Source organism: Thiomonas sp. (assembly GCF_034007205.1).
Classification (GTDB): Bacteria; Pseudomonadota; Gammaproteobacteria; order Burkholderiales; family Burkholderiaceae_C; genus Thiomonas.
This window is the reverse complement of record NZ_JAVERI010000002.1, coordinates 172,556-190,431: the sequence shown is the minus strand read 5'-3', so window position 1 is coordinate 190,431 and position 17,876 is coordinate 172,556. Positions and strand designations below refer to the sequence as shown.

Below are 17,876 nucleotides of genomic sequence, written 5' to 3'. Positions count from 1 at the left end.
GTGGACAACCCAAAAAGTTGTCCGATGGCAGGACGCCCGGCAAAGCGGAGCGTGGCGACTGGGTGGCCGCGCGTGCAGACGCGGCCAGTGGGCATTCAGCGCGAATGCCATGAAGCAAGGGGCATGAACCCCGATGCCGCCCAAGGGATGGGATGGACAGCTCTTTTCTCCGGCCCACGCAGGCCAGACACCACAAGCAGAACTCGCTACTTGCGTAGAGATTTCTGGAGACTCATCGATTCAAAAAACCAATGAATAGATTGTAAAGCAATTTAACAAGAATTAAAACATCAATCTCACCAAATTACCCACTCATTTCGGAACGATGCAAGGAAGATCGGGTTGATGCCCGATGATCTGCCTATATCGCCCTGAAAGCGCTCGCTGCAGCGCAACAAAAAAACAGGGGGAATCAAGCCGCCTGCATGAAGCCGCCCACGAAGGCTTCGAGCGCCGGCCAGGCGCCACCGGCGCGCGGGTCGTTGACCAGCGCGGCGAAGGTGTAGCGCCTCCCGTTGCGGGCCTGCGCATAGCCGGCGAGCGACAGCACGCCGTCGAGGCTGCCGGTCTTGGCGTGGATGCGCCCGGCCGTGTCGGGATCGCGGAAATGGCGGCGCAGCGTGCCGTCTTCTCCGGCCAGGGGAAGCGACGACACGAACTCGGGCATCACCGGGCTGTTCCACGCCGCGCGCAGCAGCGCATTGAGGTCAGTCGCCGAAATGCGCGCGATGCGCGACAGACCGCAGCCGTTGTCCAGCACCAGGCCCGGCATGGCCAGGTCGTGCGCAGACAGCCATTGCATTACCGCCTGCTGCGCACCCTCCCAGGTCGCGCGCTGCGCGCCGGCCTGCAGCGCCAGGGTGAGGAAGACCTGCTGCGCCATGACGTTGTTGCTGTATTTGTTGATGTCGCGCACGATCACCGCCAGCGCGGGCGAGTCCCACACCGTCAGCTCGGTGGCGCCTGCGGGCAGATCGGCGGTGCGCACCTGCCCGTTCCAGGCGATGCCGACCTGCGCGAACAGCGCGCCCAGCAGGCGCTGCACATAGGCGTTGTCGCTCACTTCGGGGGCGATGTTCCAGGTCTGCGGGCCGCAGGCCGCCGCGTAGCCCCCGGAAAAGCGCGGGGCGAAGGGCTGCTTCCAGTCGGCGCCCAGCCTGTCCTTCCAGTTGCCGCAGGCGGCCGTGGTGAGCCTGGGCGCTTCGCGCAGATCGAAGCCCGCCAGCGGCGGCTCCACCGTGACGCGCACCTGACGAGCCTGCGCGTCGGGCACGAAGCCCAGGCGCAGCACGCCGAAGTTCACCAGAAACGCATCGGGGCCGACGTTGTAGGGCGCGGTGGCGTCGCCGTCGAAGGCGGCGGGATCGTGCGGCGGCAGATCGAAAGCCTGGCGGTCGATGAGCACGTCGCCACGAATTCGGCGGATGCCCAGATCGCGCAGGCGCCCCGCGATGCTCCACAGGTTGTCGGCCATCAGATGCGGGTCGCCGCTGCCGACGAAGGCCAGATCGCCCTGCAGCACCCCGGCGCGGATCGGCCCCGTGGCGTACACCGGCGTCTTCCACACATGGGCCGGGCCGAGGATGCGCAGCGCGGCATAGGTGGTCACCAGCTTGAGCACCGAGGCCGGATTCATCAGCGCATCGGCGTTGAAAAAAAGCTCGGACGTTGCGCTGTCCTGCGCCTGCAGCACAAAGGCGCAGGACTGCTGCGGAATGCGCGCAGTGGCCAGCGCCTGCGCCACGCCAGCGGGCAGCGCCGTCGATGCGCCCAGGCCGATCTGCTGCGCCCGCGCCAGCAGCGGGGCGCCTCCCAGAGCCAAAGAAGAAGCGAGAAAACGGCGGCGACTGGATTGCATGGCTTGAACGGCGGAGAATGACGTGCAAATGGTAGAGGCTGGCCGTCAGGCGGGGCTGGAAAAGCCCCCACGCTCACGGCGTTCGCTTCTCCCCGAGGGGGCGCAGCACGCTTGGGGCGGCCCGGCGCGTGCTGATGCCCCATCCCCTGCCTACAATGCGCCGCATCATGACGTCCCGCAACCCCTTCACCTTTCAGTGGCAAGAGGCCGCCGAGCGCAACAACTCGGCGCTGTGCGTGGGTCTCGATCCGGAGCCCTCGCGCTTTCCCGCGCCCTGGACCCACGACCCGCTGCGGCTATACGACTTCTGCGCCGCCATCGTCGATGCCACGGCCGATCTGGTCTGCGCCTACAAACCGCAGATCGCCTACTTCGCCGCGCTGGGCGCGGAGGGCCAGCTCGAACGCCTCGTCGCCCACATCCGCAAGACGGCGCCAGGGGTGCCCGTCATCCTCGACGCCAAGCGCGGCGACATCGGCGCCACCGCGCAGCAATACGCCCGCGAAGCCTTCGAGCGCTTCGATGCCGACGCGCTGACCGTCTCGCCCTATATGGGCCTGGATTCGATCGAACCCTATCTCGCCTATCCCGAGCGCGGCCTGTTCGTGCTGTGCCGCACCTCCAATCCCGGCGGCGCGGACCTGCAGACCCTGCCCATCGCTCACACCGCGGCGACAAGCCACCTCGGAGATGAGTTGCTGTTCGAGCGCGTGGCGCGGCTGGCCGCGCTGGACTGGAACCGCCACGGGCAGAACGGCCTGGTGGCCGGCGCCACCAACCCGGCCGACATCGAACGCATCCGCGCCGTCGCGCCGCAGGCGCCGCTGCTCATTCCCGGCATCGGCGCTCAGGGCGGCGACCTCGCCGCCACCGTGCGCGCGGCGCGCGGCCATTTCCTCATCAACGCCTCGCGCAGCGTGCTCTACGCCAGCAGCGGGCGCGATTTTGTCGATGCCGCAAGACGCGAAGCCCGCCGCCTGCGCGACGCCATCAATCAGGAGGCCCACGCCGCCGCCCGAGCGCACTCCGCACCATGAATTCCTCCACTCCAGAACCCAACCTCACCCACTTCGACGCCACCGGCCAGGCGCATATGGTCGATGTCGGCGCGAAGGATGAAACGCATCGCGTTGCCGTGGCCACCGGCTGCATCCGCATGCAGCCCGCCACCTTCGCCCTGGTGCAGGGCGGCAGCGCGAAGAAAGGCGACGTCATCGGCGTCGCCCGCACCGCCGCCATCATGGCGAGCAAGCGCACCGCCGACCTCATTCCGCTGTGCCACCCCATCGCCCTCAACCGCGTGGCGGTGGACTTCCGGCTGCAGCCCGAGGACAGCAGCATCCACTGCACCGTCACCGCCGAAACCCGCGGCCGCACCGGCGTCGAGATGGAAGCGCTCACCGCCGTACAGATCGGCCTGCTCACCATCTACGACATGTGCAAGGCGGTGGACCGCGGCATGACCATCGACGGCGTGCGTCTGCTCGAAAAGCACGGCGGCAAGTCGGGCGACTGGATCGCTTCGTGACTGTTAGCCTGAGCGGGCAGCGCGCCTGAACCGACCCGCGCGCAGGGACATGCCGCTGTTCCTACAATCGCGCCCATGAACATGATGACCGAACCCGCGCTGTTGCGCCTGGACGAGGCGCGCCGCGTCTTGCTCGACCCCTATCAGATCGATGAGTCCGCCTTGCAGCGTGCGCTCGCCAAGGTGTTCGAGCACAAGCTCGACTACGCCGACGTCTATCTGCAATACACCCGCTCCGAAGGCTGGAGTCTGGAAGAGGGCCTGGTGAAGTCCGGCAGCTTCGACATCGAGCAGGGCTTCGGCATCCGCGCGGTGCAGGGCGAGAAAACCGCCTTCGCCTATTCCGACGAGATTTCCGAGATGGCGCTGCTCGAAGCCGCCGACACGGTACGCAGCATTGCCCGCGCCGGCCACGGCAGCGCCAGGGTGCCTGCCGACACCCGGCGCAGCGCGGCGCGCGTGCTCTACGGGGCGACCGATCCGATCTCTGCGCTCAATTCCCACGCCAAGGTGGCGCTGCTGCAAAAGGTGGACCGGCTGGCGCGCGCCAAGGATCCGCGCGTGGTGCAGGTCATGGCCAGCCTGGGCGGCGAGCACGACGTGATGCTGGTGCTGCGTTCAGACGGCCTGCTCGCTGCCGACGTGCGTCCGCTGGTTCGGCTGAGCGTGAACGTCATCGTCGAGCAGAACGGGCGGCGCGAATCCGGTTCGTCGGGCGGCGGCGGGCGCTACAGCCTGGGCTATTTCGACGACGCCCTCATCGAGCAGTATGTCGACGAGGCGGTGAACACCGCGCTGGTGAATCTCGAATCGCGCCCCGCGCCCGCTGGCGAGATGAGCGTGGTGCTCGGCCCCGGCTGGCCCGGCGTGCTGCTGCACGAGGCGGTGGGCCACGGTCTGGAAGGCGACTTCAACCGCAAGGGATCGAGCGCCTTCTCCGGCCGCATGGGCCAGCGCGTGGCCGCCCGCGGCGTGACCGTGCTCGACGACGGCACCCTGCCAGACCGGCGCGGCTCGCTCAATGTCGACGACGAAGGCAACCCGACGCAGCGCAATGTGCTGATCGAAGACGGCATTCTGGTCGGCTATATGCAAGACATGCTCAACGCCCGGCTGATGGGCCGCGCGCCCACCGGCAATGGCCGCCGCGAGAGCTACGCCCATGTGCCCATGCCGCGCATGACCAACACCTATATGCTGGCGGGCGACCGCGATCCGGCGGAAATCCTCGCCAGCATCGACCGCGGCCTGTATGCGGTGAACTTCGGCGGCGGCCAGGTGGACATCACCAGCGGCAAATTCGTGTTCTCCGCAAGCGTTGCCTGGTGGGTGGAAAAGGGCAAGCCGCTCTACCCGGTGAAAGGCGCCACGCTGATCGGCAACGGCCCCGACGCCCTCACCCGCGTGAGCATGATCGGACGCGATCTGCGCCTGGACAGCGGCGTGGGCACCTGCGGCAAGGAAGGCCAGAGCGTGCCCGTCGGCGTGGGCCAGCCCACCCTGCGCATCGACGGCGTGACCGTGGGCGGCACGGGCTGAGTGGGTGGGTTTTTTCGGACTTTCACCCGTCGCTGCGCTCTACCCCGCCTTCGTTCTGCGCGATGGCAGCCTGCGCCGCATGCCTTGATCACTCCACCTTCAGCCCGGCGAGTTCGGGCTTGCGCTCGGGCGGCGGCAGCTTCAGCGCCTGCAGATGCTGCACCACCAGCCGCGCAACGATCAGGTTGCGCACCGGCTTGCGATCGGCGGGGACGACATACCAGGGCGCGTGATCGAAGCTGGTGCGCGCGAGCGCCTCGCCGTAGGCGGCCTGATAAGGTTTCCAATACTGCCGCTCCTGCAGATCGGACGGATCGAACTTCCAGTGCTTCAGCGGGTTGTCGATGCGTTCCTGCAGGCGCTCGCGCTGCTCGTCGAAGCTCAGGTGCAGGAAACACTTGACGATGGCCGTGCCCGACTCGGCGAGCATCTGCTCGAAGTCGGCGATCTGCCGCAGGTAGCGCTTCATCTCGCCGTTTTTCAACTCGCCGTGCACCCGGCGGATCACCGGTTCTTCGTAATGGCTGCGGTTGAACACGCCGATGCAGCCCAGAGACGGCACCTGCGCGTGTGCCCGCCAGAGAAAATCGCGTCGGCGTTCCTGTGGCGTGGGCACGCTGAACGACGCCGCGCGCACGCCCAGCGGATTGACGCCGGTGAACACCGCCTTGGTCGTGCTGTCCTTGCCTGCGGAGTCCATGCCCTGCAGGATCACCAGCAGTGCCTGGGCGCGCCGCGTGAACATCGCATCCTGCAACTCGCCGATTCTCCCGCGCAGGCCGTCGAGCTCGGCTTCGATCTCGTCTTTGGAAGGATCACCCGGCAGGTCGATCTGCGTGGGGCGATCGGCCAGATCGAGCGACTCGCCCGGTTCCACCCGCAGGCGGCGTAAATCAGTCAGCGTGGCCATCAGCCGCCCCGTTCAACGCCGCACGCCCTTGGCGAGCAGCGCCAGATTCTTGATGGCGCGCTCCTCACCCTGCGCTGCCGCACGCTCCCACCATTGCAGCGCCTTGTCCGCATCCTGCGGCTTGCCCAGTCCGCGGTAATACAGCACGCCCAGACTGAACTGCGCCTGCGCATCGCCCTGTTCGGCGGCGCGCTGATACCAACCCGCCGCCTGGACATGGTCTTGCGCCACGCCACGACCCAACGCCAGCAGCGCAGCCAGATCACGCTGCGCGGCAGATTGGCCCATCTCGGCGGCCTTGCGCAGCCAGGCTGCGGCCTGCGCTTCATCGACGGCAACGCCCTGGCCGGTGAGCAAGAGATGACCATAGCGGTAACAGGCTTCGCGGTGGCCCTGTTTCGCCGCTTTCGAGAACATGGCGGCGGCTTCTGCGGCATCGGCCGCGCCGCCGCGCCCCTGGAGCAGGAAAACGCCGAAATTGCATTGACCTTCGGCGTCGCCCGCCTGCGCTGCGCGTTGGTACCAGTGTCGTGCCTGTTCGTCGCTGCGGGGCACGCCGCGCCCGTGTTCGTACAAAAAACCCAGGCCATTCATCGCCCGGGCCAACCCCGCTTCGGATGCCTGTTCCCACAGGGCCAGCGCCTGCGCATCGTCCTGCTCGACGCCATGCCCATGCACATACAGCCAGCCCAGGTTGTACCTGGCTCCGGCAGAACCCTGATCGGCGGCCTTGCGGTACCAGTGCGCCGCATGAACGAAATCCTTGCGGTCGTGGTAGTGCGCGCCCAGCCACTCCTGGGCGGCCGCATCGCCCTCGTGTGCCAGAACTTCGAGCGGATGCTGCGTCTCGCTGAAATCGAGGTGCCGCGGCGGTTGCGTGTGAATGCCGAGATCGAGCTCGGCAGCAGTGGATGAACTCATGGAGGCGACGAATTTTTGCAGGCATGCAGCATACCGCCGACTCGCCCCGGAACGGAACCATCCGGCGCTATGCTTGCACTCTTGTTTCAACGTGTTTCTTCCCGCGTTCAATCCCCCTTTTCCGGAGACTCTTTCATGCGCCGCTGGATATCCCTCGTGCTGCTTTCCCTGGCCCTGCTGAGCCTGAGCGGATGCGGCTACAACGCCCTGCAGTCGTCCGACGAACAGGTCAAGGCCAGTTGGGCCGAAGTGCTCAACCAATACCAGCGACGGGCCGATCTGGTGCCCAATCTGGTGAACGTGGTCAAGGGTTATGCCGCGCACGAAAAAGACGTGTTCGTGCAGGTGACCGAGGCGCGCGCCAAGGTCGGCCAGGTCCAGGCCACGCCTGAACTGATCAACGATCCGGCCGCCTTCGCCAAGTTCCAGGCAGCGCAGGCGCAGATGACCAGCGCGCTGTCGCGGCTGATCGCGGTATCCGAAAATTACCCGCAGCTCAAGGCCGATGGCGTGTTCCGCGATCTGCAGGCGCAGCTCGAAGGCACGGAGAACCGCATCGCCGTGGCGCGCATGCGCTATATCGAGGCGGTACAGAACTACAACAATCTGGTGCGCCAGTTCCCGAGCAACCTCACCGCCATGGTCATCGGCATGAAGGTCAAGCCCAGTTTCACCGTGGAGAACGAGAAGGCCATTTCGGTGGCACCCAAGGTGGATTTCGGCGGCATGGCGCCCGCGCCCGCCGCGTCCCGGTAAGGACGGCATGAGGCAGTCTGGCAGTTCGCTGGCACGCTGGCTGGCGGTGTGGCTGGCCGCGTTGCTCTGGTGCGCCTTCGGCCTCACGGCGCAAGCCGCGCTGGCGCCGATTCCCGCGCTCACCGCGCCGGTCACCGACCTCACCGGCACGCTGACCCCGGAGCAGACCGCCACGCTGGACCAGGAATTGCGCGCCTTTGCCGCGCAAAAGGGCAGTCAGATCGCCATACTCATGGTGCCCAGCACCGCGCCCGAGGCCATCGAGCAATACAGCATTCGCGTGGTCGATGCGTGGAAGCTCGGCCGCAAGGCACAGGACGATGGCGTGCTGCTGCTCGTCGCCAAGGACGACCGCGCGATGCGCATCGAAGTGGGCTACGGACTGGAAGGCGCCATACCCGACGCCATCGCCCGGCGCATCATCGCCGAGATCATCACCCCGAAGTTCAAGCAAGGCGACTATTTCGCCGGACTGCAGGCCGGCGTGCAACAACTGATGAAGCTGATCGACGGCGAGCAGTTGCCGCCGCCGCAGGCGGCAAGGCCAGGCGCCGACCGCACCAGCGCGCAGGAAATCGGCTTCATGGTGCTGATCGGCGCGGTCGTGCTGGGCTCGGTGCTGCGCAGCGCGCTCGGGCGCACCGTCGGCGCCGGGCTCAGCGGCCTGATCGCCGGCGGCGTGGGGGGGTGGCTGGTCGGCTCGGCATGGCTGGGTTTGACATTCGGCGCGCTCGCCTTTCTCGCCGTGTTCAGCGGCATACGTTTGGGCGGCGGGCCGGGCGGACTGGGTGGCGGCTTCGGCGGCGGTCACCGCGGCTCGGGCGGATTCAGCGGTGGCGGCGGCGGATTCGGCGGAGGCGGCGCTTCGGGCCGGTGGTGAGATGCGCTTATCCCGCCTGTGGCGACACCTTCGCTTCGCCCCCTGGCAAACCCGCCGGGCCTTTCCACAGAGCACGCTGGGCGCGATCGCCCGGGCCATCCGCGAGGCCGAACAATCGCACGGCAGTGAAATCCGTTTCGCCGTGGAAGGCGCGCTCGACCTGCCCGAGCTTTGGCGCGGCCTGAGCGCCCGCGAGCGCGCCATCGAGGTGTTCTCGCACCTGCATGTGTGGGATACCGAGTACAACGACGGCGTGCTGATCTACCTGCTGCTGGCCGAGCACGATGTGGAAATCGTGGCCGACCGCGGCCTGCGCGAGCGCGTATCGGCTGCGCAATGGGAACAGGTGTGTCGCGGCATGGAAGCGCTGCTGCGCCAGGGCCGCTTCGAGGCCGCCGCGCTGCACGGCGTGGCCGAGGTCAGCCGCCTGCTCGCTCTGCATGCGCCCGCGCGCAGCGGCGAAAAACGCAACGAACTGCCCGACTGGCCGGTGGTGCTGCGGATGTAGTTTGAGTGCACCCGGGGTCGGCCATGCGGCCTTCCTTGGCAAGGGTCAGGGAAACAAACCCTTGAACAGACCGGGAACGACCTTTTGCAGCGGCTCGGTCTGGTCGGGCGCCAACTGTTTCTGCAGTTCGTGCCGCAAGGTGTTTTTCAGCGTCTGTTTCAACAAATTGCCCCCCGCCTGCGACCACAGCACGGTGTAGGCCGGCTGAGCAAAACTGCCCGAGATGCGGACCGGCACGGTCACGCCGCGCAGCGCCGCGAGATCGGACCCGCCGAGCCCTGGCAACGAACCGACGACGCTGGGCAGCAGCAGATAGTCCAGCCGCTGCCGGGGCAGATCGAACCAGCCCTCGCCGCCCGCGCGCAACAGCGGACTCTGCACGGTCAGATCGTTGTTTTTCGCCACCCCGTCGTGCAATGCAAAGGTCGCGCCCAGGGACGTGAAATCGGTCTGTTCGCCGGCAGCAGCAGCAAACTGCCCATCCTTGCGCGCCGCCAGCAGGGCGCGGGCGTTGCGCAGCATCTGCGCCAGATCGAAGCCCTTGACGGCGCCGTTGCGCACATCGAGCCGCGCCTGGCCCGAGAGGCTGGCGATGAGCGCGGGCAGGGTCTTGCCCTGTGCCGTCAGGTTCATGCTCCAGTTGGCCTTGCCGAGCAGAAAATCCTTGCCCGCCAGAGCCTGCAGCACCGGCTGCACGCTGACATCGCGCCCGCTCTGCTGCAGGGCATACTGCTGCTGCGCCAGATTCACCCGCAGGCTGGCGTCCACCCTGCCGCCAAAGCCCTGCGCGCTCAAGCGCTGCAAGTCCAGGGTCTTGCGGTCGCTGGTCAACCGGCCCTGCACCGCGCTCCATTGCATGCCCTTGTAGAGCAGGCTGCCGATGTTGAACTGCGCGTCGAGCCCGAATTTTTCAAAGGCCGACAGGTCGATGGCAGCAGGCGCGGGCACGGGCGCGGCAGCCTTCGGTTGCGCTGCGCCGGGCGGCAGCCAGTCGTCGAGGTTGACGCGGTCGGCGTTCGCGTCCAAGCGCAGGATGCCTTGCTGCGCCCATCCGCCTGAGAACTTCACCCCGCTGCCCGCCACCAGGCCCTGAAGCTGAAACTGCGCGGTGGGGCCTTTGACGCCCTCGCCGCCGTCGTATTGCGCGTTGCCCTGCAGCGCCAGGGTCTGCGGCTGGGCTCCGGGGACGAACTGGCCCGACAACTTGATCGCGGGCAACGAGTAGTGCGCGTGCGCGAGATCGAGTTGCAGCGGCGAGGCCAGAGTCAGGCGCATCGCCCCCGGTTTGCCACTCACCCCGCGCTGCACATCGCACTGCGCCACGGGCACGCGCAGCGCGCTCCAGGCGCCCGCGGCCTGCTGGGTCTTGCACTGCATCTGCAGCAGCTGCGCCGCGCCGAGTTCGGCGCTGGCTTCGAGCGGCCCGATCTGCACGGCGTCGCCCTTGGTGTCCAGCGTCGGCAGGCTCATCTGCGCGCTCGCGGTGTCGCCGCTCTCGGTGCGTCCCGTGGTCTTGATGCGCCATTGCCGCGCCGTCAGCGCCCAAGTCGAACCCGTGGACAGACCGAGCTGATCGGCGCTGATCTGGGTCTGCATCGCTCTCAGCCCGGGCACATCGCCCTGAGCCGAGATCACCAGATCGGTCAATGCCAGACTGTGCTGTGCGGGTTCGGCCCGCAACTTGCCGCGCAGGACGATGCGGGTTGCCAGCACCGGCTGAACGAAGCGCGCCGTGGTCTGCAGATGCAAGGCCCCGGCGCTGCCCCCGTCCAACCCGGAAAGGCCGATGTCGAGGCCGTCGAGCTGGCCGTGGATCTTCGCCTTGTCGTCGTCATAAACGAGCACGCCCTGCTCCACCTGCAGACGGTGCACCGACAGGCCCAGCGGGCTGCGCGCCGACGCGGATTCGGGCTGGAGGCCAGGCTGATTTTCGGGCAGCAGATCGGCGAAGTTCAAGCGCCCCTGCGCGTTGCGGGCTACATGAATCTGCGGCTTGACCATCACCACCCGATCGACCACCAGCTTGCGCCGCAGCAGCGCGAACAGATCGAGGTGCAGCCGCAGGTCGTCGGCCCGGGCGAACAGCGCAGGAGAATCGCGCTCGCTCAAGGTGAAGGGCCCCGTGCGCAGGGTCAAGGGCGGAAACAGCCTGAGCTCGATTCGACCCGGCAGCGTCAGTGTGCGGTGCTCGCGCTCCTGCACCACCTGGATCAGCGTGGCCTTGTACTGGTTCGGATCGAAGGTCAGCAGCAGAATGCTCAGGCCACCCACGACCAGGATGACCGCCGCCAGCACGGCCGCCAGCAGCCCTTTGAGCAAACGCATCGGCCAGCGCCTGCGCGGCGCGGGCGCGGCAGGCTGCGGCGCGGTGACCTCAGTCATGGGCGGGGATTGCACCGCTTAGCCGGTGCACCGGAGGCACAATGCGGGTTTTGTCGGTCAACATGGCCGCTGATTCTAGGCAGCTTGTCTAACAGCCCGAAGTCCTCAGAAACACCGCGCATCGAGCGCAGCCATTCCACCATGTCCTCTCCTTCTTCCGACCTCCTGATCTGCGGCGGCGGCATTGCTGGCAAGGCCTGCGCGCTGGCCCTGGCGCAGGCCGGGCTCGATGTCATCCTGCTGGGCGCACGCCCGGCCGCGGCGCTGCCCGCCCAAGGCTATGCCCAGCGGGTGTATGCGCTCAATGCGGCATCGAGACTATTGCTCGAAGAATTGCGCGTCTGGCCGCAGATGCCGCCCGAGCGCATCGCGCCGGTGCGGGCCATGCACATCCGCGCCGACGGCGCCCAGCTCGCCTTCGATGCCCAGGACGCGCGCAGCGAAGCGCTGGCCTGGATCGTCGAAGCCGACGCCATCGAAGGCGCGCTCGATCTGGCGCTGCGCTTCGAGCGCCGCGTGGTCATCGACCCGGCGCAGGCCGCGCGCTTGAGCCATCTTCCCGAACATGCCGGTCAACCCGCGCGGTGGCAGGTGCAAACCTCCGAGGGCCGCACCCTGCAAACCCCGCTGCTCATCGGCGCCGACGGCGAGCACAGCCTGGTGCGCAAGGTCTCGGGCATCGCGCTGGATACGCACGACTACCTGCAGCGCGGCGTGGTCGCCCATTTCCTCTGCGCCGCGCCGCACGAGGGCGTCGCCTTCCAGACCTTCGCCGATGGCCGCAGACCGTCCTCTCCTCCCCCACTTGCTGGGGGAGGTTGGGAGGGGCATCCTTCGTCTCGCGCAGCGCCGTCCTCTCCTCCCCCGCTTGCCGGGGGAGGTTGGGAGGGGGAACTGCCCGACAGCGGCGTCATCGCCCTGCTGCCGCTGGCGCCGCTGCACGGCCAGGCGATGGTGTCGCTGGTCTGGTCGGCCCCCGAGTCACTGGCGCAGGAACTGCTGGCCCTCTCGCCCGAAGCGCTGGCGCAGCGGGTTCAGGCCCATCTGCCCGCGCTGCGCGCGCAACACCTCGGGCCGCTGCAGGCCACCGGCAGCGCGGCAGCCTGGCGTCTGCAGCGTCAACTGGCCCGTCGCACCGTGGCCGAAGGCCTGGTGCTGATCGGCGACGCGGCGCATCGCGTGCATCCGCTGGCCGGTCAGGGGCTGAACCTGGGCCTGCAGGATGTGCAGGTGCTCGCCCGCACCCTGCAGCAGCGCGGCGCGGGCCAGGCGGTGCACGACCCGCGGCTGCTGCGCCGTTATGCCCGCGCCCGGGCCGAACAGGTGCTGGCGCTGGCCACCACCACCGACGCGCTCGCCCGGCTGTACGGGCCGCAAAGCCTCGTGCCTGGACCGCTGCGCGCGCTGGGTCTGCAGGCCGCCAATGCCCTGCCGCCGATCCGCCAGTGGCTCACCCGCTATGCTTCGGGTCTTCCCTATCTTGTCTGAGCCCACATGAACTCCCTGCTCTCCCGCTTCGTCCTGCGCGTGCTGCGCGGGGCTGCACTGTCCGCGGCCTTTTTGTCTGTGCCGGTCATGGCGCAAAACGTTTCGGAAATCCGCGCCGCGCTCGACAAAGTCATGCCCGGCCTGCCCGCCAGCGCCAAGATCATCAAAACCCCTTATGCCGGGCTGTATGAAGTGGACGTCGGCAGCAAGATTTTCTACACCGATGCCAAGGCCACTTTTTTGTTCGCGGGCGAGATTTTCGACACCAAGACCCAGACCAACGTCACCAAGGCCCGCATCGACGAATTGCGCCGGGTGAACTGGAAGGATCTGCCCTTCAAGGACTCGTTCAAGCTGGTTTTCGGCAACGGCAAGCGCCAGATCGCCATTTTTGAAGACCCGTACTGCCCGTACTGCCACAAGATGGAAGCCACGCTGGAGAAGATGAGCAATGTCACGCTGCATGTGTTCGTCGTGCCCATCATCCGCCGCGAGTCGATGCAGCAGGCGCGCGACATCTGGTGCACCCCCGACCGCAGCAAGGCCTGGCTGGCGTGGATGAACAATCAGGTGCAGCCGCCCAAGGCCGCCGCGAGCTGCGTCGATCCGCTCAAGGCCAATGTGGAACTGGCGGAGAAACTGGGCATTGCGTCCACCCCCACGCTGATTTTCATGGATGGCAGCCGCATGGAAGGCGCCCTGCCGCAGGAAGAAGTCGAGAAAAAGCTGGCTGCGGTCAAGTAAGCCTTCAACGCAGACCCAGGCCGAAGCGCCACAGCAGATACACCGCCATGCCGCCCGCGATGGCGGCGAGCAGTTTGCGCGTACCCAGCGCCAGCGCGGCGCTGGCCAGCGCACCGGCCAGCCAGGGGTTGCGCCAGCTCAAATCCCAGTGCCGGCCGTCGGGCAGCAGCACCATCGGCACGACGATGGCGGTGAGCACCGCCACCGGCACATGGCGCAGCGCCTGCTGCACCCGCGGCGCAAATCGCAGCCGCCCGCCCAGCCCGAACAGGGTGTAGCGGATGGCGAAAGTCACCGCCGCCATTCCGGCGATCACCGCCCACAGACTCCAGTTCATCGTGTCTCTCCCACGGGCGCCGGGCGGCGGCGACCGTCCATCCACACCCCGACCGCCACCCCGGCGCAGGCGGCGAGCATCAGCCCGAGCTTGTACGGCAGATCGCGCCCGGCCAGCGCCACCGCCGCCGCGGTGAGCGCCACGGCCATGCCCGGACGCTCGCGCAGCAGCGGCGCGACGATGCCCACGAAGGTCGCCACCAGCGCGAACTCCAGTCCGAGATGGGTGAGCGCCGGGCTGGCCGCACCCAGCCAGGCCCCGGCTGCGGTCCACCCCAGCCAGTTGAGGTACATGGCCGCTCCCGAACCCGCCGTGTACCAGTGCTTGAACGGCGCGTCGTCATCGCGGGTGTAGCGGTGATGCACCGTGGCAAAGGTTTCGTCGGTCAGCCAGAACGCCAGCAGCACCCGCCAGCGCTGCGGCAGACGCGCCATCTGCGGCTGCAGGCTGGCGGCGTAGAGCAGGTGGCGCAGGTTGACGACCAGGGTGGTGAACACCACGACCAGCACGCTGGCGCCACTGCCCAGCAGACTCAGCGCAATGAACTGCGCCGACCCGGCAAACACCAGCGCCGACATGGGCAGCGCGCCGGCGACGCCCAGCGGACTGGCCGACGCCAGCGCGCCGAAAATCAGCCCGAAGGGCGCAGCGCCCAGCAGCAGCGGCAGGGTGTCGCGCGCGCCGTGGAAAAACTCGGTGGAACGCCCTGCCGGGTGAGGCGGGGATGGGGAAGGGATCGAATCCATGCCCACAACCCTAGCGGCGTGGTGTCTTGCGGTCTTGAACATTCTTGCTCTGAGTGCCCCCAGGGCCGGGCTGCGCCCCGAGGGGGTCAAGGAAACTTGGGGCGGACCGGCGTTTCCTTGAGCGCATACCCCCCAGGCGTGATGCCGAAGGCGCGCTTGAACAGCCGGTGCAGATGCGACTGGTCGGCAAAGCCCAGACTTGCCGCGACGTCCGCCGGACTCAGCCCATCGCGCAGTAGGCGTTTGGCCTGCGCCAGCCGCCACTGGTTGCGCCAGGCGTGGGGCGGCAGCCCGACGCTGAGCGAGAACACGCGGTTGAGGTGCCAGGGGCTCAGGCCCGTTTCGCGCGCCAGGTCATCGAGGGTCAGCGCCGCATCCGTATCGGCGCGCAAAAGTTCCTGCACCCTGCGCACCGCGGCATCTTCGCGCCCGGTCGCTGGCTCGCTGACTCCGGCATGGCGCAGCAGCGGCGTCATGGCCTCGCGCCAGACGCTGCCGCGCTGCAAGGCGTCGTCCGAGTCCGTCAGGACGGCGTGCAGGCCCTGCAAGGCCCGGAACAGCGCGGCATCGTCGAACACCAAGCGATCGAAAGTCGGCGCACGCGCATCGCCGTCGCGCAGCTCGGCCATCAGATCGCCCAGTTTTTCCGGCGCGGGATAGAGCGCGCGATAGGCCCAGCCCCACTCTCCGCCGCTCTGCCCCGTGTGCACCTCGCCCGGCGGGATCACGATGAGACTGCCTGCGTTCGCTGCGCCTTCCATCCCGCGACATCGAAAGCGCTCGCAGCCTTCTTCGATCAAGGCGATGACGAAGGTGTCGTGCACATGCGGGGTAAACCGGTGATGCACATAGCGCGCCGTCAGCAGTTCCATGCCCGCGAAATCGGAGGCGATGTGCATGCGGGCCGATTCGATCTGTGGGGCGGCGGCGCAGGAAGACATGCAGAGATTGTCCGGCACTTTCCTTTGCCAGCGCTGCGAGTCGATCTTGTCATCCGCCAAAAACCTTGCCACTCACTCGGCCTTGCAGGATTTTTCACTTGTTTTGGCGTAAAAGTGATAGACCTTACATAAACAGCCTGGAGACCGCCATGCGTCTGTCCCGCCTCGAACCGTCCGATACCGATCAACTGTTTCAATGGCTGCACGAAGCCGACGAACTGGCGCAAGCGCGCGGCCATGCCGACGGACTCAGCGGCACGGCGCAGGATTTGCCCATCCTCCAGGCCCTGTTCGCGCAGTCGCCCGATACCGCGCTGACCCCCGAGCAGCTTCACGCCCTGTCGGCGGCGCTGGGCCGCATTCTGCTGCACGAGCAGGAGGGCAGCGACTGGGCCATCGTGCAGGGCGAACAGCAACGCGGCTATGCCATCCGCCGCATGGGCACGCTGCACTGGATTTCGCCCGAAGCCGTGTTGCGTTCGCACCTGCGCGGCAAGGCCGCCCTCGATCTGCGCCGGGTGTTCGCCTATATGCGCGATCTGCTCGATCCGCGCGCGCGGATGCACTAACGCTGAATCAACCCCCTCCCCACTCGTGGGGGTGGAGGCGAAAAAGGCAAAGCCAACTGCTTGGCTTTGCCCCGCCGGAACGGGGCTGGCTTGCAAGCCAGCCACTGGACGGGTTGGGGTGGGGAAAAGGCGCGTTCAAGAAGCCGGTTTGAGCGGCGTATAACCGTCGTTCAGGGTATGCAGAAAGGCGATGATGTCGCGCATGTCCTGCGCGCTCATCGCCGGTTTTTCGCCCAGGTGGCGGTTCAACGGCGGGTCGGTCACGTCCACATTGGCGTGATATTGCGGCGGCAGGTCGTCGTACTTCTGCACTTTGCCATCGACGGTGGGGTAAATCTTGCCCGGCTGCACGTCGCGAAAGTTGTAGAAATCGAGCACCTGCTTGAGCGAGTGATACACCCCGTTGTGGAAATACACCGGCCGCTGCGCCACATTGCGCAGCGTCGGGGTGAGGAACATGCCGCAGTATTGCGTCTGGTTTTTCAGATCGGTGCGGAAGGGCCCGCAAATCCCCAGGTCGAAGTAGTGCGGATTGTGGTTGGCCGGAATGTGCGGATTGCGCGGCACCCCCAGCGCCTCGTACTGCGTGTCGGTGAACAGCGGCGGCAGATGATCCTGGGTTGGCTGGTCGAGATGGCAGGCGGCGCAATCGCCCTTGTGCACGTCGTTGAACGCCAGATAACCGCGCATTTGCTGCGGCGTCAGTCTCGCCTTGCCCTGCAGCCAGGCGTCGAACTGGCTGTTGAAGGCGTGGAACTTCGGGTCTTCGATCTGGTAGCGGGCGATGGCGAACAGCGCTTCGGCCACGGTCTGTTTCGGGTCTTCGAACACGTTCGGCCCGAAAAGCTGCAAAAAATCCTTGGCATAGGGCTGATGTTCGATGATGCCCGCCACCCGCTGCGGCGTGCCGGCGTCCATTTCCACCGGGTTGAACAGCGGGCCACCCGCCTGCTGCTGCAGGGTATCGACGCGGCCGTCCCAGAACAGCCCGCCCGCGGGCACCAGGTTCTGCCCCGCCTGCGCCGTGCTCTGCGCGGTCTTGGTCGCGCGCTTGGCGTTTTTCGACAGCGTGACGAGTTGCTGCAGGGTGATGGTTTCGTTTTCGTCGTTGTCCGGCCCGATGGAAAACGCCTGCTGCCGGTAGAGATAGGCCAGAGACGGCGGCGGACGAAAGCCCGGCGATAGGCGCTCGGGGCCGCCATGCATCACCGGCCCGCTGCCCGGCGGCGGGTTGTAACCATAGGCCGGGTCGTGGCAGGAGGCGCAGGACATCTTGCCCGAGGCCGACAACGCCTTGTCGAAAAACAGTTGCCGCCCCAGCAGCGCCACCGCCGACAAAGGTTGCTGCGGCGGCAGCACGAACTGTACCGGATGCGGATTGCCGCCCAGCGCGTAGGTAAAGCTCTGCACCGGATGGAGCAGCCAGACGATGGGCGCGATGCTCGGCTGCTCGTGCATGCCCCAGGCCAGCGCGGCGCCGCTGCCCGCGATCAAGATGACGAGCGCCGTAACCAGGCGCCGCCTCCAGCGGGGACGGCCAGGTGTTCGCGGACGCGCCTGCGGCGCAGGCCGGGAAGCGACGGCGGGAGTGGAAGGGCCGGTGGACATGATTGCTTTTTCGTCGTATTTGGGAAACGCTAAAAACCGCAGGTTCCATTAAAAACCCCTCCCCCGCCAGCGGGGGAGGCTGGGAGGGGGCCGATTCACAGCCTGCTCCCCACCCCAACCCTCCCCACAAGCGGGGAGGGAGAGAACACCCTCCCCCACGG

The 17,876-nt window shown here is 67.2% G+C and carries 17 protein-coding genes; 9 read left to right on the top strand and 8 right to left on the bottom strand.

Annotated elements, in window-relative coordinates:
• Positions 1 to 412: 412 nt before the first annotated feature.
• The gene (gene dacB / locus RBR52_RS02565) at positions 413 to 1,858 is read right to left on the bottom strand and encodes a D-alanyl-D-alanine carboxypeptidase/D-alanyl-D-alanine-endopeptidase (RefSeq protein WP_320375604.1); all 1,446 of its coding nucleotides are present in this window, start codon (positions 1,856 to 1,858) and stop codon (positions 413 to 415) included.
• A 167-nt stretch (positions 1,859 to 2,025) separates the two neighbouring features.
• Here dacB and pyrF point away from each other — a divergent pair, with 167 nt between their 5' ends.
• The 3 genes from pyrF to tldD all read left to right on the top strand — a co-directional run bounded on the left by pyrF (position 2,026) and on the right by tldD (position 4,925).
• A complete protein-coding gene (gene pyrF, locus RBR52_RS02560) occupies positions 2,026 to 2,895 on the top strand; it encodes an orotidine-5'-phosphate decarboxylase (protein WP_320375603.1) in 870 nt (289 codons plus the stop codon).
• Entirely contained in the window at positions 2,892 to 3,386 is a 495-nt protein-coding gene (gene moaC, locus RBR52_RS02555) for a cyclic pyranopterin monophosphate synthase MoaC (protein WP_320375602.1), read from the top strand. Before pyrF ends, moaC begins: the two co-directional genes overlap by 4 nt.
• Before the next feature lie 75 nt (positions 3,387 to 3,461).
• Positions 3,462 to 4,925, top strand: a complete 1,464-nt coding sequence (gene tldD, locus RBR52_RS02550) for a metalloprotease TldD (RefSeq protein WP_320375601.1) — start codon at positions 3,462 to 3,464, stop codon at positions 4,923 to 4,925.
• A gap of 88 nt (positions 4,926 to 5,013) precedes the next feature.
• On the opposite strand, the gene RBR52_RS02545 is transcribed toward tldD, so the two are convergent.
• Both RBR52_RS02545 and RBR52_RS02540 read right to left on the bottom strand, forming a co-directional pair.
• The gene (locus RBR52_RS02545; RefSeq protein WP_320375600.1) at positions 5,014 to 5,835 is read right to left on the bottom strand and encodes a PPK2 family polyphosphate kinase; all 822 of its coding nucleotides are present in this window, start codon (positions 5,833 to 5,835) and stop codon (positions 5,014 to 5,016) included.
• A gap of 12 nt (positions 5,836 to 5,847) precedes the next feature.
• Positions 5,848 to 6,756 carry a tetratricopeptide repeat protein gene (locus tag RBR52_RS02540; RefSeq protein WP_320375599.1) on the bottom strand — a complete coding sequence of 303 codons (909 nt, stop codon included), beginning with the start codon at positions 6,754 to 6,756 and terminating at the stop codon, positions 5,848 to 5,850.
• A gap of 135 nt (positions 6,757 to 6,891) precedes the next feature.
• On the opposite strand from RBR52_RS02540, the gene RBR52_RS02535 reads away from it, so the two are divergent.
• Genes RBR52_RS02535 through RBR52_RS02525 form a run of 3 tightly spaced genes read left to right on the top strand, consistent with a single transcriptional unit; the run spans position 6,892 to position 8,900 of the window.
• Positions 6,892 to 7,512, top strand: a complete 621-nt coding sequence (locus RBR52_RS02535) for a LemA family protein (RefSeq protein WP_320375598.1) — start codon at positions 6,892 to 6,894, stop codon at positions 7,510 to 7,512.
• Between the two features lie 7 nt (positions 7,513 to 7,519).
• Positions 7,520 to 8,392 carry a TPM domain-containing protein gene (locus RBR52_RS02530; protein ID WP_320375597.1) on the top strand — a complete coding sequence of 291 codons (873 nt, stop codon included), beginning with the start codon at positions 7,520 to 7,522 and terminating at the stop codon, positions 8,390 to 8,392.
• A gap of 1 nt (position 8,393) precedes the next feature.
• Positions 8,394 to 8,900: a TPM domain-containing protein gene (locus RBR52_RS02525; protein WP_320375596.1), complete on the top strand. Its 507-nt coding sequence runs from the start codon at positions 8,394 to 8,396 to the stop codon at positions 8,898 to 8,900.
• 45 nt (positions 8,901 to 8,945) lie between these two features.
• Here the strand turns inward: RBR52_RS02525 and RBR52_RS02520 are convergent, their stop codons facing one another.
• Positions 8,946 to 11,282: an AsmA family protein gene (locus tag RBR52_RS02520; RefSeq protein ID WP_320375595.1), complete on the bottom strand. Its 2,337-nt coding sequence runs from the start codon at positions 11,280 to 11,282 to the stop codon at positions 8,946 to 8,948.
• Positions 11,283 to 11,423: 141 nt separating this feature from the next.
• Here RBR52_RS02520 and RBR52_RS02515 point away from each other — a divergent pair, with 141 nt between their 5' ends.
• Together RBR52_RS02515 and RBR52_RS02510 are read left to right on the top strand one after the other, a co-directional pair.
• The gene (locus RBR52_RS02515; RefSeq protein WP_320375594.1) at positions 11,424 to 12,770 is read left to right on the top strand and encodes an FAD-dependent monooxygenase; all 1,347 of its coding nucleotides are present in this window, start codon (positions 11,424 to 11,426) and stop codon (positions 12,768 to 12,770) included.
• 6 nt (positions 12,771 to 12,776) lie between these two features.
• On the top strand, positions 12,777 to 13,514 hold the full coding sequence (locus RBR52_RS02510; protein ID WP_320375593.1) for a DsbC family protein: 738 nt from the start codon (positions 12,777 to 12,779) through the stop codon (positions 13,512 to 13,514).
• A gap of 4 nt (positions 13,515 to 13,518) precedes the next feature.
• On the opposite strand, the gene RBR52_RS02505 is transcribed toward RBR52_RS02510, so the two are convergent.
• From RBR52_RS02505 to RBR52_RS02495, 3 genes are all read right to left on the bottom strand, one after another.
• Positions 13,519 to 13,851, bottom strand: a complete 333-nt coding sequence (locus tag RBR52_RS02505) for an AzlD domain-containing protein (protein WP_320375592.1) — start codon at positions 13,849 to 13,851, stop codon at positions 13,519 to 13,521.
• Entirely contained in the window at positions 13,848 to 14,597 is a 750-nt protein-coding gene (locus RBR52_RS02500; protein WP_320375591.1) for an AzlC family ABC transporter permease, read from the bottom strand. Before RBR52_RS02500 ends, RBR52_RS02505 begins: the two co-directional genes overlap by 4 nt.
• A gap of 86 nt (positions 14,598 to 14,683) precedes the next feature.
• Entirely contained in the window at positions 14,684 to 15,538 is an 855-nt protein-coding gene (locus tag RBR52_RS02495; RefSeq protein WP_320375590.1) for an AraC family transcriptional regulator, read from the bottom strand.
• A 149-nt stretch (positions 15,539 to 15,687) separates the two neighbouring features.
• On the opposite strand from RBR52_RS02495, the gene RBR52_RS02490 reads away from it, so the two are divergent.
• Positions 15,688 to 16,107, top strand: a complete 420-nt coding sequence (locus RBR52_RS02490) for a DUF3806 domain-containing protein (protein ID WP_320375589.1) — start codon at positions 15,688 to 15,690, stop codon at positions 16,105 to 16,107.
• Between the two features lie 135 nt (positions 16,108 to 16,242).
• On the opposite strand, the gene RBR52_RS02485 is transcribed toward RBR52_RS02490, so the two are convergent.
• Positions 16,243 to 17,715 carry a cytochrome-c peroxidase gene (locus RBR52_RS02485; protein ID WP_320375588.1) on the bottom strand — a complete coding sequence of 491 codons (1,473 nt, stop codon included), beginning with the start codon at positions 17,713 to 17,715 and terminating at the stop codon, positions 16,243 to 16,245.
• Positions 17,716 to 17,876 lie beyond the last annotated feature (161 nt).